This is a genomic window from Bosea sp. (in: a-proteobacteria) (assembly GCF_023953965.1).
In the GTDB taxonomy this organism is placed as follows: Bacteria; Pseudomonadota; Alphaproteobacteria; order Rhizobiales; family Beijerinckiaceae; genus Allobosea.
Genome location: NZ_JAMLIX010000001.1, coordinates 867507 through 883470, shown reverse-complemented (window position 1 = coordinate 883470; position 15964 = coordinate 867507). Strand labels below are relative to the sequence as shown.

Here is a 15964-nt window from a genome sequence, read left to right as displayed (position 1 = left end):
TGCCGGCAGAAGTAAGACGAAGGCATTTTACGCCGGCTGACGGCCGGCAGAAGCATGGTGCTTCGATACTGCTGAGAATTGCCGCGATCATAAGGCCTCGAGTTGCGGATCATACCGGGATGCCTCTTCGGCAGGATCCAATACATGGCCGGTTCTATACCGGGCGTTTGATTATACTCTCGCCATAAGCGCTTGCGATATGGTGGATTCCCTGTGATAATCCAAAAAGGATCTCATGATCCCAGGTAGACTGGTTTTTTCGACGCATCGGAGGAAGCGGGGCCGGGGGGCAGCGCGATGCTGACGCTTGCTTCAAGCGACAGGGAGCGCGCGGGTGCCCGAATCTATTTTTGAGAGCCTTGCTCATGTGGATGCCGCAATGCTCGGCAGCATGATCAAGCCGGATCTGGTGCGTCAGTTCGATTGGGCAGCGACATCGGCCGGCCCGATCGAGCAATGGCCCGAACCGCTCAGGCATGCGGCGCGCTTCGCGCTTCTGTCGGCCGAGCCCATGGCGGTGCTGCTCGGACGGGAAGGGCTCATCGTCTGCAACGATGCGGTGCATCACCTGTTCGGCGCCCATTACGCCGGTTCGCTGGGCAAGCCGATCGAGGCGGTGTTCCCGGACTACGCCGCCTTCTGCCGCGAGGCGATCGACCTGTGCTTCGACGGGATCGGCAGCCAGTTCGACGACGAGCCGATGCGGATGTACCGCAACGGCGCGTGGGAGACCGCCTGGTTCCATGTCTGCTTCACCCCGCTCGCCGACGTGAACGGCACCGTCTCGGGCGTGCTCCTGAACATCAGCGAGACGACGGCCTCCGTGCTCGCCCTGCGCGATGCCCGCAACTCGCGCGAACGCCTCGAGATCGCGCTGGATGCCGGCGGCATCATCGGCACCTGGGATCTCGACGTCGCGGCGAACCGGCTGACCTGCGACGAACGCTTCGCCCGGCTTTTCGGCATGGGCGCGGAAACCGGCCGCGCCGGGATCAACAACAATGCGCTCGCCGGCCTCGTGCATCTGGACGACAGGGCACGCGTGCGCAACGCGCTCGCCGAAACCGTCCGCACCGGGGTCGACTACAAATGCCGCTACCGGATCATCACGGCGCAGGGGGATACGCGCTGGTGTTTCGATGCGGGCCGGGCGGTGCGCGACGAGAGCGGCGCGATCGTCAAGCTGTGCGGGGTCGTCATCGACCTCACCAGCCAGATCGCCGCCGAGGATGCCCTGGCGGACAGCGAAAGGCGCTTCCACGGACTGATCGAATCGATCCCCCAGATCGTCTGGAGCGCCGATCGTGAGGCGCGGCACGACTATTTCAACGCGCGCTGGAACGAGTTCACGGGGCTCGATCCGACCAGGCTGGACGCAGCCGCCTGGGAGAAGCTGGTCCACCCGGAGGACTGGCCGCGCGTGTCGCAGCGCTGGAGCGAATGCGTCGCGACCGGCCTGCCCTATGATATCGAATACCGGTTTCTCCATCATTCCGGGCAATATCGCTGGCTTCGCGTGATGGCGCTGCCGGTGCGCGGCGCCGATGGCGAGATCATGCGCTGGTACGGCACCTCCACCGATATCGAGGAGAGCAAGGCCATCGAAATGGAGCGCGAGCTCGTCGCCGACGAGCTGGAGCACCGGATCAGGAACCTGTTCGCGCTGGTCAACGGCCTGGTCACGCTGTCGGCGCGGGAGGACGCCGCCTCCGCGGCCTTCGCGGATCGGTTCCGGCGCCGTCTTTCGGCCCTGCACAAGGCGCATGAGTTCATCCGCGGCCGTGCGCCCGTCCATACGGGGGCGAAGTCCGTCCAGGCGCTCGCCCGGGCCATTCTCGCACCCTATGACGACCATGGGCGCATCGCGATCATGGGCGAGGATGTGACGCTGCAGGACCATCTGGTCACGCCGCTGGCGCTGGTCTTTCACGAGCTTGCGACCAATTCCGCCAAATACGGGGCCCTGGCGAGCGATGGCGGTTCGCTGTCCCTGACCTTCCGCTGCGCCGACGAGAAGACCATGCTCAGCTGGGTGGAGGCCGAGGTTGCGGCGCGCTGCCTCGAGGCCGACGGCGGCGGCTTCGGCTCGAAGCTGCTGACCCAGACCATCGAGCGCCAGCTCAAGGGACGTTTCTCGCGCGCGGTGACACCGGCGGGGCTGTCCTTCGAGATGGAGATACCGACCTGACCGATCCCGCCCGCCCGTCCGGGCACCGCCTTCAGCCTTCGGGGACCGGCGCCTCGGCGGCGATGAGCCCTTGCGCCTTCAATTCGCGCCAGAGCGCGGCCGGCACCGGCCGCGCGACGAGATCGAGATTGCGCCGGACCTCCTGCGGCGTGACGGCGCCGAGCACGATCGTCGCGACCGCCGGGTGCGCCGCGCAGAAGGCGAGCGCCGCCTGCGGCAGCGCCACGCCATGGGCGGCGCAGATCGCCTCGATGCGGGCGACGCGCGCCATGACCGCGGGCGGCGCCGGCTCGTAGTTGTAGAAGGCGCCGGGTTTCGCGCCGGTCGCCAGGATGCCGGAGTTGAAGACGCCGGCCAGCATCACCGCGATCTTTTTCTCCAGCGCCAGCGGCAGGAATGCGGCGAGCGCACCCTGTTCCAGCAGCGAGTAGCGGCCGGCCAGCATCATCACGTCGAAATCGCCGGCCTGCGCGAAGCGCACGCACATCTGCGCCTCGTTGACGCCGACGCCGATCGCCTTGACCGCGCCTGAGGCGCGCAGCTTCTCCAGCGCGCGATAGGCCCCCTCCATCGCCTCGGTGAAGCGCTGCTCCACGCCCGCGCCATGGGTCCAGGCATCGACGTCGTGGATCAGCAGGATGTCGACATGGTCGGTGCCGAGCCTGAGCAGCGACTGTTCGAGGGAGCGCATGGCGCCGTCATAGGAATAGTCGAACACCGCCGGATGGGGCAGGCCGCCGGCATAGCCCGAGCCGTCGTGCTTCTGCGCCCCCGCCTGCATCCAGCGGCCGACCTTGGTCGAGAGGATCACGCGCTCGCGCGGCAGGCTGCGCAGCGCGGCGCCGATGCGGTGCTCGGAGAGGCCATGGCCGTAGAGCGGCGAGGTGTCGACGAGGGTGATGCCGGCGGCAAGCGCGGCGCGCACCGTCTCCTGCGCCGTCACCTCGTCGAGATGGCCGTAGAGGTCGCCGAGCGGCGCGCCGCCGAAGCCGATCAGGCTGGGCGCGAGGCCGGCGAAAGGGCGGCCCGGCGGGACGGGAGCGGAAAGATCGGTCGCGTTCGCCATGGGGAGCAGCCTTGGGACGAGGACCGGCAGGGTCGCGGATCGGCGCTGGGCGCGCAAGCCCCGAAGGCCTGTCGAGCGCCTGAAGCATTGCCGGATCACCGGCGTCGGCGTAGCAGGGGCACGCGGTCCCGCTCCGGCCGCGCCGGAGGCCGTGCATGACGCTTCGTCCCGATACGCTGGCGATGACAGCCGTCCTCGCCATGCTGACGGCGCTCGGCCCGCTCTCGACCGATTTCTACCTGCCGTCGCTGCCGGAGATCGTGCGGGTGATGGAGACCGATGTCGCCGGTGCGCAGGCGACGCTCTCCTCCTTCCTGTTCGGCTTCGCCGCCGGGCAGATCGTCTGGGGGCCGCTGTCCGACCGGCTCGGACGCCGGCCGGTTCTGCTGGCGGGGCTTTCCCTGTTCGGACTGGCGACGCTGGCCTGCGCCTTCGCGCCCTCGATCGGCGCGCTGACGCTGGCGCGGGCGGTTCAGGCGCTCGGTGCCTCGGGGCCGATCGTGCTCGGCCGCGCCATGGTGCGCGACCTCTATGACGGAACGCGCGCCGGGCGCGAGCTCGCCCGCATGGGCATGATCATGGGGCTGGTGCCGGCGGTGGCGCCGGTGATCGGCGGCGTGCTGCAGACCGCCTTCGGCTGGCGCTCGACCTTCCTCGCCTCGCTCGTCTTCGGGCTGGCGCTCGCCGTCCTCATCGCCACGGTGATGCCGGAGACGCTACGCGCCCGCTCGTCGCAGCCTTTGTCCCTCGTGAGCATTTTCCGTGGCTTCGGGACGCTGCTGCACCACCGCGCCTTCCGTGTCTATGTGGCGCTGACGGCGCTGGCCTATGCGGGGCTCTTCGCCTTCATCTCGGGCTCGTCCTTCGTGCTGATCGGCGTCTACGGGCTGACGCCGGTCGAATACGGCTTCTCCTTCGGCTTCGCCGTGCTCGGCTACATCACCGGCACGATCATCGCCCAGCGTCTGGTCGGGCGGCGCGGCATGGACGGGGTGATCGCCATCGGCGTCGCCTGCCTCGCCGGGGGCGGGCTTTCCATGCTGGCCGGGGTCCTGACCGGCTTCGGCGGAGCGGCCGGCGTCGTCGTGCCGATGGCGCTCTATGCCTGCGGGGTGGGGCTCACCATGCCGCAGGCCCAGGCCTCGGCGATGATGCCCTTTCCGGACCGGGCGGGCGCCGCCTCCTCCTTCAACGGGCTGTGCCAGATGCTGCTCTCGGCCTGCGTCGGGCTTCTCGTCGGCCATCTCCTGAAGAACGCGGCGCTGCCGCTGCCGCTGGTGATGTCGGCGCTGGGCGTGGCGTCGCTGGTGATGTTCCACGCGACGCGGGACATCCGGGCGGCGAAAAGCTGAAGAGCCTGCCGCTCAGCCGCCGAACAGCCGCTCGAGGAAGTTGCGCTCCTGCGGCGCCGGCGGAACCCAGGCCCGGTCGCCGGCCGGCTGGACCGGCGCGGCGGGACTGCGCGCATCGGCGACCGGCGCGCCGTCGCCGATCGGCTTCGGCGCGCCTTGCCAGAAGCCGCCGGGCAGCGGCACCGGCTGCGCGCCGACATGGGCCGCCTTCATGTATTTGCCCCAGATCTCGGCCGGCAAGCCGGAGCCGGTGACGCGCCTCATCGCCGAATTGTCGTCGTTGCCGACCCAGACGGCCGTGACCAGCCGCCCGGTGAAGCCGACGAACCAGGCGTCGCGATAGTCCTGCGTCGTGCCCGACTTGCCGCCGACCTCCCAGCCGGGCAGGTTGACCTTGCTGCCGGTGCCGCCGGTCATCACCGCATGGAACATGGTGTTCATCATGGAAACCGTCTGCGGCTGGATCACCGGGCCGAAACTGTTCGCCTTGCGGGCATAGACGACCTTGCCGGCGGTGGAGCGGACCTCGCGGATCACGTAAGGCAGCACCGACTGGCCGCCATTGGCGAACGAGGCATAGGCCGCCGTCAGCTCGAGCGGCGTCACCTCCGAGGTGCCGAGCGCCAGCGACAAATTGGCCTGCAGGGGCGAGGTGACGCCGAGCCGCTGGGCCGTGCGCACCACCTCGCGCGGCGTGACCTCCTGGATCAGGCGGGCCGCGACGGTGTTGAGCGAATGCTGCATCGCGGTCCGCAGCGTCACCGGGCCGCGATAGCTGCGGGTATAGTTCTCCGGTTCCCAGCCCTTGATCGAGAACGGGGCGTCGTCGCGGATCGTATCCGGCGTCATGCCCTTCTCGATCGCCGTGAGATAGACGAAGGGCTTGAAGGACGAGCCCGGCTGGCGGTGGGCGGCGGTGGCGCGGTTGAACTGGCTCTTGGTGTAGTCGCGCCCGCCGATCAGGGCGCGGATCGCCCCGTCCGGCGCGAGCGAGACCAGCGCGCCCTGCGAGGCGTTGAGCTTGGACCCCTGCGCGGAGAGCGCATCGACTAGGATTGTCTCGGCCGAGCCCTGGAGCTTCGTGTCGATCGTGGTGAGCACGGTGACGTCGCCCTCGACCGCGCCGATGAAATCGTCGAGCACGTCCATGACGTAGTCGGCGGCGTAGTTGACCGAGCCAGCGCCGATGCGCTCGGGCACCTCGGCCGGCGCCGTCAGCGCGGCCTTGGCCGCGGCCTGCGTGATGAAGCCCTGATCGGCCATCGCGGCGATGACGAGCTGGGCGCGCTTCTCCGCCGCGTCGGGGTTGCGGTTGGGGGCGAGCCGCGACGGCGCCTGGACGAGGCCGGCGAGCATCGCCGCTTCCGCGATCGTCACCGCGCGCGCCGACTTGTTGAAATAGCGCTGCGCCGCCGCCTCCACGCCATAGGCGCCGGAGCCGAAATAGACGCGGTTGAGATAAAGCTCGAGGATCTGGTCCTTGCTGTAGGTGCGCTCCAGCCAGAGCGCCAGGATCGCCTCCTGGATCTTGCGGGCGGCGGTGCGCTCCTGCGTCAGGAACAGGTTCTTGGCGAGCTGCTGGGTCAGCGTCGAGCCGCCCTGCGCCACCCCGCGCCCGCGCAGATTGGTGACGAGCGCGCGGGTGATGCCGATCGGGTCGATGCCGAAATGGTCGTAGAAGCGCCGGTCCTCGATCGCGACGAAGGCGCGCGGCAGATAGGGCGGCACCTCGCCGATGGTGATGCTGCGCCCGCCGGTCTCGCCGCGATTGGCCAAGAGCGAGCCGTCGGCGGCGAGGATCGCGATGTTCGGCGGCCGCTTCGGCACGGTGAGCTGGTCGATCGGCGGCAGTTGCGAGGCGTGATAGGCGATCAGCCCCCCGAGCCCGATGACGCACCACAGGCCAAGCACCATCGTCCAGTAGAACAGCCCGCCGAGGAAGGAGCGCCGCTTCCGCCCGCGGCGCTTGCCGCCGCCTCCGCCGCCGTGCTTGCCGCGCTTGGGCGGGTTGCGCAGCGGCCGGCTCGGCTCGGGCCGGGCCGGGGCGGCGCTGAAGCGGGTGGGGCGGTCGTCTGGAGAAAGGCGCATGTCACCATCCGCATGGCCTTCGCCACGCTCATGAGCAAAGGAGGGCTCGCGGCGCTCGCCTCGTGCAATCCGGTCGTTCATCCTGCCCCGTTTCGGCCGCCATGCCGCCTCGCGATGCGGTCAGGTCACTCAGGATTCAAACATGGCGCTTTTAAGGGTTCGTAAAGCCTGCCATGCGGCTTCAGGCCAGCAGCCGTCGCGGGAACGTGATCCGGCTTGCAAACGCGCAAGCGAATCTTCGTCGATTTGGATATTGTGCAAAATGGACCGACTTGCCTAAAAGCGCGACACACGATCATTCTTCCGCAAACCGCGAACCAAGGACCCCGCATGCAGATTCTCTCCCGCTTCGAGCCCTATGCCCTCGCCCTGCTGCGCATCGCCACAGCGCTGACCTTCATCTCGCACGGCACGCAGAAGCTGTTCGGCTTTCCGGCCGCGGCAACCTCGAGCCTGCCGGCCGTGGCGTCGCTGCCCTGGGTTGCGGGCGTGCTCGAGGTCTTCGGCGGCGCGCTTGTCCTGGTCGGCTTCCTGACCCGTCCGACGGCCTTCGTCTTGTCGGGCCTGATGGCCGCCGCCTACTGGATGGCCCATGGCCCGCGCAGCTTCTTTCCGCTGCTGAACGGCGGCGAGGCGGCGATGCTGTTCTGCTTCATCTTCCTCTACATCGCCACGGCTGGTCCCGGCGCCTTCGCGCTCGAAAACCGCAAGGGCTGAGGGCTCCGACACGAAAAAGGCCCGCTTCCGGCAAGGAGGCGGGCCTTTTTCGATGAATGCACAGGCCGCTCAGACCGCGGCCGAGATCCAGCGCGAGAGATCGCTCTTGGGCGCGGCGCCGACCTTCTGCGAGGCGAGCTTGCCGTCCTTGAACAGCATCAGCGTCGGGATCGAGCGGATGCCGAACTGGGCCGGGACCTGCTGATTCTCGTCGACGTTCATCTTGACGATCTTGACCTTGCCCTGAAGCTCGGTGGCGATCTCCTCGAGCGCCGGGCCGATCATGCGGCAGGGGCCGCACCATTCCGCCCAGAAATCGACGACGACCGGCTCGGACGCCTTCAGCACGTCGGCCTCGAAGCTCTGATCGGTTACCTTGCTCGTTGCCATGACCGGCTGCCTTTCGGGTTTCAGCGGGCGGCGAAGCCGCCCTTCGCCAGCGAAGCTATGAACGCCGACCCCTCCGGTCAAGGCGCGCGCGCCGCAAGGGGGAGGCGCGTCACGACCCGCCCGAAACCAGGCTCGCCCCGACATTGACCGCCATCGCCAGGATCGAGGTGTTGAAGATGAAGGCCATGACCGAATGCGCCAGCACGACGCCGCGCGCCTGGCGCGTGGTCACGCCGACGTCGGAGGTCTGCGAGGTGCAGCCGATCGTATAGGCGAAATACAGGAAATCGACATAGGCCGGCTCGGTCTCGCCGGGAAAATCGAGGCAGGGCTCGGCCTTGCCGCCGCGATAGTAGAGGCCGGCATAGTGCAGCGTGAAGAAGGCGTGCAGCAGCGCCCAGGAGCAGAGGATCGTGACGGCGCCGAGCGCCAGATGCGCGCCGCGCACCTCCGCCGGCTCGGCCCCGATGCCGGTGAGCTGGATCACGATGGCCGCGAGGCTCGCGCTCGTGGCGAGGCAGGCGATGACGAGGATGGCGAGCGCGCCTTCGTCCTCCCTTCCGGCGCGGGCCCGGATCTCGTCGACCGTTTCGCCGAATATCGTGGCGGCGAGCAGGCTCAGATAGGCGATCGCGCCGACATCCCAGGCGACGAGCAGCCGCGTCGCCGAGCGCCAGTCGCCCGGCAGCAGCAAGGCGGGCAGAGCGCCGGCGACGAGCGCCGCCAGCAGGCGCGGGCGAAGGGTGAGCGAGCGCGGCAGGAGCTTCATGGCGGAGGATCCATCGGCGGCGCGGCGAGGCCTGCGAGCGCGGCGTCGAGCCGGGCCGCGTCGAGCTCGAAGCAGGAAAGGCTCGCTGTATAGATCACCAGCGCCCTGACTGCCCGGCCCGGATAGATCTCCCGCATCAGCGCGGCATAGGCGGCAAGCTGCGCGATCGTCGCGGGCGGAATCGCATCCGCCTCGCGCGGGGGCCGGGCGGAGGTCTTGAAATCGGCGACGATGACGCTTTCCGCCGTCACCGCCAAGCGGTCGATCCGCCCGGAGACGGCGCGCGGCTCGCCATCCGGCAGCCGGATCGAACCGGCCACGGGCACTTCCGCCAGGGCGTCAGCGGCAAACAGCCCGGCAAGGGCGGGAGCTGCCAGCAGGCGCAGGGCGTCCGCGACGATGCGGACGCGCCGCTCCGGCGCCAGGGCCGCGCCGCGCGCTTCGGCGAGCGCCTGCGCCGTCGCGAGCCGGCGCGCTTCCGGAACGCCCGGCAGGATCTGCAGCAGGAGATGCGCCAGCCGGCCGGCCGCCGCCGCCTCGGCCAGGAAGGGGCCGTCGCCCGGCCGCTCCTCGCCATCGGCGGCGGAAAAGGCGCTCGACGGCTTCAGCGGCGGCAGGGGCGCGGCCTCGCGCGCGACCCGCCTGGTCAGCCAATCCGGCACGGCGACGGGCGCGGCCTCGCCCTCCGGCCGGCTCGCCTCGGTTGCCGGCACCGGCGCCGAGACCATGAAGCGCGCCGTCGCCTCCTCGCCTTCGCCGAGGAGCTTCAGGCCGGCTTCCGACTGCATCAGCCCCTGCTCGATCATCGCATACCAGCTTCCCGGCGGCGCCTCGCCCCTGGCTTGCGCACCGCAGACGATCAGCCGGTCCTCGGCGCGGGTCATCGCGACATAGAGCAGGCGGTGATGCTCCTCGACCATCTGCGCGATCACGGTTTCCTTGGCTGCGGCCGTCGCCCGGACATCCTCCGCCGCGGCCGGCGGCCAGAGCGGCACGAGCCCGCCCGGCGGCGCCGGCACGGCCAGGATCTTCGGCAGGCGCCGCGCACCGGGCTCCGGCCCCAGATCGGCGAGGATGACGACCTTCGCCTCCAGCCCCTTCGCGCCGTGCACGGTCATGACGCGGACCTCGCCGGCGCTGGCCGAGAGGTCGCGCTTCACATCCGTCGCGCTGCCGGCGACATGCTGGAGGAAGCCGGCGAGCGAAGGGCCGTAGCGGCGCTCATGGTCGAGCGCGGCGTTGAGGAAGGCGTCGAGCGCGTCGCCCGCTTCCGCGCCGAGCCGGGCGAGCGCGAGGCTGCGCCCGCCGCCGGGGCCCAGCAGATCGGCGAAGAAGCGGAACGGCCCGCAGCGCCCGGCCTCCCGCGTCCAGTGGACGAGCTTCGCCTCGGCGGCGGCATAGCGCGGCTCGCTCGCGGCGGCCTCCCGCAAGGCGGCGCGCAGCGAACCGTCGCGGCCGGGTGCGAGGCGCAGGAGATCGTCGTCGTCAAGGTCGATCAGCGGCGTCTTGAGCGCGGTGGCGAGCGTCAGGTCGTCGTCGGGCAGGAGCAGGGCGCGGCCGAGCACGATCAGGTCCTCCACCGCCGGATGCTCGGCGAGCGTCAGCCGGTCGCGGCCGGTAACGGGCACGCCGGCATCCTTCAGCGCCTTGACGATCGCCTCGAACAGGCCGCCGCGCTGGCGCAGCAGGATCATGACGTCGCCGGCCGCGAAGCGGTTGCCGAGATCGTCGCGGCCGGCATCGTGCCAGCGCCGCAGGGTGCGGGCGATGCGCAAGGCGAGCTTCACCGTGCCGCTGCGCCGCTCCGGCGCGTCGACCGGCGTCGTCCAGGCATCGGGCGCCTTGCCCGTGTCGTTGGCGGCGAGCGGCCAGATGTCGACGGTTCCGGGCGCGTTGCGGCGCACCGTGTCGTGGATCTCCGGCCGGGCCGCACCGTCGAAGACGAGGCCGCGGGCATGCTCCGGCAGGGCGAACACGGCATCGACCGCCTGCATGATGTCCGGCGCCGAGCGGAAGGAGGTGTTGAGGCTGATCGACTCGAACGCCCGCTGCGCCGCCCGGATGCGCTGGCCGAGCGCGCGGCGCTCCTCGCCGAAGGCGGAGGGCGCCGCCCCCTGGAAGCCGTAGATCGACTGCTTCTCGTCGCCGACGACGAAGACGGTGCGCGGTTTTGCCGCAAGATCGCCGCCGCTGGTGAACTCCTCGGCGAGCTTGCGCAGGATCGCCCATTGCGCTTCGCCGGTGTCCTGCGCCTCGTCGAGCAGGATGTGGTCGATCCCGGCATCGAGCTTGTAGAGCACCCAGGCGGCCTCGACCCGCTCCAGCAGCGAGCGCGTGCGCGCGATCAGGTCGTCATAGTCGAGAGCCGAACGCAGGCTCTTCTGGCGCTGGTAGGAGGCGAGCATGCGCGTCACCAGCAGCGCGAGCGCCGCGCTGCGGTCGCGGATCGCGACGGCGTTCAACTGCTCGGCCGCCTCCAGCAGGCAGGCGGCGAGCGCTTCCAAGGTCGCAAGCAAGGCGCCGTCGAACTCGGACTTGCCCTTGCCGCGGATGTTGGCGTTGACCGTGCCGGCCTCGGTGATGAAGCCGCGCCGGCAGAACCCGACCGGATTGCCGTCGTCCTGCCCGGCGAGCAGGGTTCGCAGGGTCGCCGCGAAGGTCTGGCGCGTGGCGCTGCCGGCCTGGAGCGCGTCGATCAGCGCAGGAAGGCCCGGCAGTGTCGCCAGCTCCGCCCGGAAACGGAAGCGGACGTCGTCGGCGGCGAGATCGGGCGCGATGCCGAGGAAGGCGGCGATGCCGGCCCGGACCGCGGCGGGATCGCGGGCGCGGCCGCCTTCGTCGCTGAACAGCGCGCGCTGGCGCAGCGCCTCCTGGACCATCGACTCGAAACTATCCTGCGCGGCGAGCCTGGCGAGCAGGTCGAGCGCGCGCGCTTCCGGCCCCTCCGGATCGGCCGCGACGCGGGCGAGCAGCTCGCGGCGGGCGGCGCGCAGCATCTCGGCCTGCGCCGGCTCGTCGGCGACCTCGAAGCGGGGCGGCACGTTGGCCTCGAAGGGGGCCGCCTGCAGGACGCGCGTGCAGAAGGCGTGGATGGTCTCGATGCGCAGGCTCCCCGGCGTCTCCAGCGCCTGTGCGAACAGCCGGCGCGCCTTCGCCCGTTCGGCCGCGTTTGGCGCCCGGCCGGTGAGGTTGGTCAGGGCCCGGCCGAGTTCCGCGTCGGAGAGCGTCGCCCAGTTCCCCAGCGCCTTGAAGATGCGGTTCGCCATGTTGGCGGCCGCCGCCTTGGTATAGGTGATGCAGAGCATGCGGCTGGCTGCGACATCGTCGAGCAGGAGCCTGAGCACCCGGTTGACCAGCACATGGGTCTTGCCCGAGCCGGCATTGGCCGAGACCCAGGCGGAGAGGCCGGGATCGGCGGCCTGCGCCTGGCGCTGCTCGGTCAACGGCGGGACGATCCAGCCCGGCTTCACGATTCGCCCCCCTCGTCTCCGCCGGGTGCGGCCGACCATTCCTTGACGCGGGCGAGGTGATCGTAGGGGCTGGCGTAGCGGATATAGTCCGGCGCGCGGCGCGAGACGAAAGGTTCGCGGCCGGAGCGCAGGGCGTCGAGATATTCCAGCAGGCGTTCGAGATGGCGCGCTGCGACATCGGCCAGCGTCTCGTCGTCAAAGTCGAGGGGCTTGTCCTTGGCCCAGCCCTTCGGATCGTGGTGGAGCTTCATGTAGAGGACCGCCGCGACCGGCGCCGGACCGCTGAGCCCCTCGAAGCCGGCGCGGGCGGCGAGTTCCGCTTCGAGCGTCAGTTGCGGGGCGAAACCCTTCTCCACCTGCGCCTTGCTCGGCGGCGCGCCGGTCTTGAAGTCGATGATCCTGAGCGCTGGCTCGCGTGTCAGCTCGACCCGGTCGGCCCGGCCGCTCAGGCGAAAGGCAGCGCCGTCCGCAAGCGGGAAGCTCGCGCCGGTGAAGAGCTCGACGCCGACGCGGGCGATGTCGCCGCGCCGGCGCTCCTCCCAGGCGACGAAATGCCCGGCCGCGAGCAGGAAGCGCGGCCACCAGAAGGCACGCACCTCCGGCACGTCGTCATAGGCGCGGAAGAGCCGGGCGCCGATCTCGACGAGCCGCCCATGGGCGTCGGCCGGCAGCCCTTGCGGATAGGTCGTGGTGAACTCCTCGACGATGCCGTGCAGCAGCTTGCCGCGATCCTGGGCGGTCGGGTCCGCCACCAGCTCGTCGAGCGCGTCGAGCTTCAGGATCTTGCGGGCATGGATCTGGTAGGGGTCGCGATAGAGCGTCTCGACCTCGGTGACGCTGAGCGAGAGCGGCTGGAGCGCGCGCGGCGGGCGCGGCGCCGGGCGGGCGACGGGCTTTGCATCCGCGGGCGCGCTCAGCGCGGCGGCCAGCGCCCTGAGCCTCGCGCCTTCCTTCACGGCTTGCGCCCAGACCGGCTGCGGCGTCACCGCCTGCAGGCGCTGCCAGAAGCGCGAGGCGATGGTCTCGGCCTCGCCCGCCTTGCGCGGACGCGTCAGCGTGACCTCGCGCGCCAGGGCCGCCATGACGAAATCATGCGCGGTCTGGCCGATGCGGCGCTCGGGCGACGACAGGCCGAGCTCCGCGCGCATCGGCCGGTTGACGAAGGAATCGGTCACGGTCTGCGGCGGCCAGACGGTCTCGGTGAGCCCGCCGAGCACGACATGGTCGGCCTCCAGCAGGCGCGCTTCGAGCAGCCCCCAGATCGCGACGCGCGGATAGCCCGGCGCCTTGCGCGTCACGGCACGCTCGTTCATGAGGCCGTCGAGGATCGCGACGAAATCCTGCGCCCGCCCGCCCGGCGGCATCGCGGCCTCGGCGGCGGCGAGATCGTCGAACAGCGCCGACAGCGCTTCCCCGTCCGGGCCGACGAAGGCGAGCGGCTCGCTGGCCTCGCCTGCGCTGAAGGCGGCGACAGCCGCGCGGGCCGCCTCCGCAACGGCCGCGAGCGACGGCGCGTCGAGAAAGAACGCTTCGAGCAGCGGGGCGGCGGCACGCTCGATCGCGTTGAGCAGCGTGGTGGCGGCAGCCCGGCCATCCGCCGAGAGCCGCCTGCGCGGGCCGGGTACGTGCCGTCCTTCCCGCAACTCGCCCCATTGGCCGAGCGCGACATGCAAACCCGCCAGCCCCTGGCCGACGGCGTTGCCGCGCCATGTCCCGATCTCGAGTGCCGCCGCGCCGCGCGTCACCGCCTCGCGGCTCAGGCCCAGCCGGCAGAGCGGATGGGCGAGGAGCGGCACCAGCGTCGCCGGCGACATCTGTGCCAGCGCCGCTTCAAGGATCAGCCGCATGAGCGAGCCCGCCGGCCAGCGTCCCAGCGGCAGGCCGGCGGAATCGTCGACCTCGACGCCCCAGCGCCTGAGCTCGACCGCGACGCGCTCGGCGAGGCCGCGATCGGGCGTCACCAGCGCCGCATGGGCGCCGGGCCGTTCCAGCGTCTCGCGCAGCGCGATGGCGACGATCAGCGCCTCCTCGCGCTCGTCGGCGGCCTCGACGACGCGCAGGCCCCGGAAACCTTCCGCCGCCATCGCCTCGGGGACGCGGGCGGCGACATCGGACCAGAGCTCGGTGACCGAGGCCGGCAGCATCGCCTCGCGCAGCAGCGCGGCCCGCGCGGCGCGCGCAGGGTCGGGCTCGGACAGTTCCCGCACGTCGTCGCGGACCGCCTGGAGCGTCTCCATCAGATGGTGCAGGGCCGCCTGCGGATGCGAGGGCGCGGGTTCCCTCGCGATCGCATCCCAGGCGCGCCGGTCCAATCCGAGATCGATGCCGGGCAGGACGACGGCCCCGTTCGGCAGCCGGGCGATCGCCGCGAGCAGCCGTGCGGTCGCGGGCACCGTTCCGGTCGAGCCGGCGGCGATGATCGGCCCCGTCGCGCCGCCGGCGACGAGCCTGTCACGCTCGGCCGCGAGCATGCGGTTTCGGAAGGCGGCCGGGTCGCAGGCGCCGCGCTCGGCCAGGATTGCGGGCCAGGCCTCGCCGAGAATGGCGAGGAAGCCGGCATTGAGCTGCCAGACCTTGTCGAAGCGGGCGGCATCGAGCGTGGCCAGCCTTTCGACGGGCACGCCCTCCGTCTGCATCTGGTCGAGCAGGGCGGCGAGATCGCCGGCGAGCCCATAGGCTTCGGCCAGGGTCGCCGGCACCAGCGCGGGCTCGGCTGGGTCGAGCCTCAGATGGCTGCGGTTGGCGCTGCGGCCCCAGGCATCGACGAGCCGCGTCAGCAGCATGCGGCGTTCGAACGGCGCGACAGGCGCGACGCGCCCTTGCGCCCAGGCGCCGGCGCCGATCAGCGCCGTTTCGGCCTCGTCGAGATCGCCGAGCGGGACGATGCGCGGCAGCAGCAGCGGCCGGCCGTCGAGCTTTTGGGCGAGGATCGCGGCGAAGGCGCGCGCGGCCCGGCGCGTCGGCAGGTAGAGCGTGGTCCGCGCCATAGCGGCGGGATCGGCCGGGTCATGGACCGGTCCCAGCCGGCCGTGGAGCATCGCCTGCGCCAGCACCTCCAGGAAGGGGGCGCCGGCCGGGATGCTGAACAGGTTGAGCTCAGGCATCGACCGGCTGGGCGGCGAAGGCGGCCTCGGCCGGGGCGATCGCGCCCGGCGTGCCGACATGCAGCCAGCGCCCCTCCAGCCGCTCGCCGTAGAGGCGGCCCTGCGCAATGGCGCGGTCGAACAGCAGGTTGAGGGAGAACGGCCCCTCGGGCGTGTCGGTGAAGAGCTCCGGCTTCAGGATGGCGACGCCGGCATAGATATGAGGAGCGCTCACGGCGCCGCCGCGCCGGGTGAGCCGCCCGTCATCGGCCAGGAAGAAGTCGCCGGCACCGTCGAAGCCGAGGCTGGTCTCACGGTCGGCGAGCAGGAGCAGCATGTCCATCCGCTCCGGGTCCCAGGCTTGCGCCATCGCCTGCATGGCGGGCCGGCCGGTCTCGCGCCAGAGCGCGTCGGAATTGACGTGGAAGAAGGGTGCAGGCCCCAGCAGCGGCAGCGCCTTCTTCACGCCGCCGCCGGTCTCCAGCAGCTCGGCGCGCTCGTCGGAGATCGCGATGCGCGGATGGGAGCGGGCGGCGAGATGCGCCTCGATGAGCCCGGCGAGGTGATGGACATTGACCACGGCCTCCGCGATGCCGGCATCGGCTAGCCTGTCGAGCATATGGTCCAGCATCGCCTTGCCGCCGATCCTGACCAGCGGCTTCGGCAGCGTGTCGGTGATCGGGCGCATGCGCTGCCCGAGCCCGGCCGCCAGCACCATCGCCCGGCGGATCGGCGGCGAAGCGGTTGAGGTCACGCGAATCTCCGTATCGTTCGGCTCGAGACTAGAGCATTTTCAAGCGAAGTGGACACCGGTTCGCGTGAAGAAAATGCGACAGAACAA

At 70.8% G+C, this 15964-nt stretch carries 10 protein-coding genes; 3 read left to right on the top strand and 7 right to left on the bottom strand.

Features of this window, described 5'->3' with window-relative positions; translation table 11 throughout:
* Positions 1-379 precede the first annotated feature (379 nt).
* Entirely contained in the window at positions 380-2188 is a 1809-nt protein-coding gene (locus M9917_RS04150; RefSeq protein WP_297251110.1) for a PAS domain-containing protein, read from the top strand.
* Between the two features lie 31 nt (positions 2189-2219).
* Here the strand turns inward: M9917_RS04150 and M9917_RS04145 are convergent, their stop codons facing one another.
* Positions 2220-3254: an aldo/keto reductase gene (locus tag M9917_RS04145; RefSeq protein ID WP_297251108.1), complete on the bottom strand. Its 1035-nt coding sequence runs from the start codon at positions 3252-3254 to the stop codon at positions 2220-2222.
* 155 nt (positions 3255-3409) lie between these two features.
* Between M9917_RS04145 and M9917_RS04140 the strand changes: the two genes are divergently transcribed.
* A complete protein-coding gene (locus tag M9917_RS04140; RefSeq protein ID WP_297251106.1) occupies positions 3410-4606 on the top strand; it encodes a multidrug effflux MFS transporter in 1197 nt (398 codons plus the stop codon).
* 12 nt (positions 4607-4618) lie between these two features.
* Here M9917_RS04140 and M9917_RS04135 read toward each other — a convergent pair whose 3' ends face one another.
* The gene (locus tag M9917_RS04135; RefSeq protein WP_465246322.1) at positions 4619-6775 is read right to left on the bottom strand and encodes a transglycosylase domain-containing protein; all 2157 of its coding nucleotides are present in this window, start codon (positions 6773-6775) and stop codon (positions 4619-4621) included.
* Between the two features lie 249 nt (positions 6776-7024).
* On the opposite strand from M9917_RS04135, the gene M9917_RS04130 reads away from it, so the two are divergent.
* Positions 7025-7411 carry a DoxX family protein gene (locus M9917_RS04130; protein WP_297251103.1) on the top strand — a complete coding sequence of 129 codons (387 nt, stop codon included), beginning with the start codon at positions 7025-7027 and terminating at the stop codon, positions 7409-7411.
* A 69-nt stretch (positions 7412-7480) separates the two neighbouring features.
* Here M9917_RS04130 and trxA read toward each other — a convergent pair whose 3' ends face one another.
* The 5 genes from trxA to M9917_RS04105 form a co-directional block, all read right to left on the bottom strand.
* Positions 7481-7801, bottom strand: coding sequence for a thioredoxin (gene trxA / locus M9917_RS04125; RefSeq protein ID WP_297251101.1), 321 nt, complete (start codon positions 7799-7801; stop codon positions 7481-7483).
* A 109-nt stretch (positions 7802-7910) separates the two neighbouring features.
* The gene (locus M9917_RS04120; protein ID WP_297251100.1) at positions 7911-8570 is read right to left on the bottom strand and encodes a DUF1345 domain-containing protein; all 660 of its coding nucleotides are present in this window, start codon (positions 8568-8570) and stop codon (positions 7911-7913) included.
* A complete protein-coding gene (gene addA / locus M9917_RS04115) occupies positions 8567-12040 on the bottom strand; it encodes a double-strand break repair helicase AddA (RefSeq protein WP_297251098.1) in 3474 nt (1157 codons plus the stop codon). The genes M9917_RS04120 and addA overlap by 4 nt, the downstream gene beginning before the upstream one ends.
* On the bottom strand, positions 12037-15144 hold the full coding sequence (gene addB, locus M9917_RS04110; RefSeq protein ID WP_297251097.1) for a double-strand break repair protein AddB: 3108 nt from the start codon (positions 15142-15144) through the stop codon (positions 12037-12039). Before addB ends, addA begins: the two co-directional genes overlap by 4 nt.
* Positions 15137-15877 carry a nucleotidyltransferase family protein gene (locus tag M9917_RS04105; protein ID WP_465246321.1) on the bottom strand — a complete coding sequence of 247 codons (741 nt, stop codon included), beginning with the start codon at positions 15875-15877 and terminating at the stop codon, positions 15137-15139. Before M9917_RS04105 ends, addB begins: the two co-directional genes overlap by 8 nt.
* Positions 15878-15964: the final 87 nt, after the last annotated feature.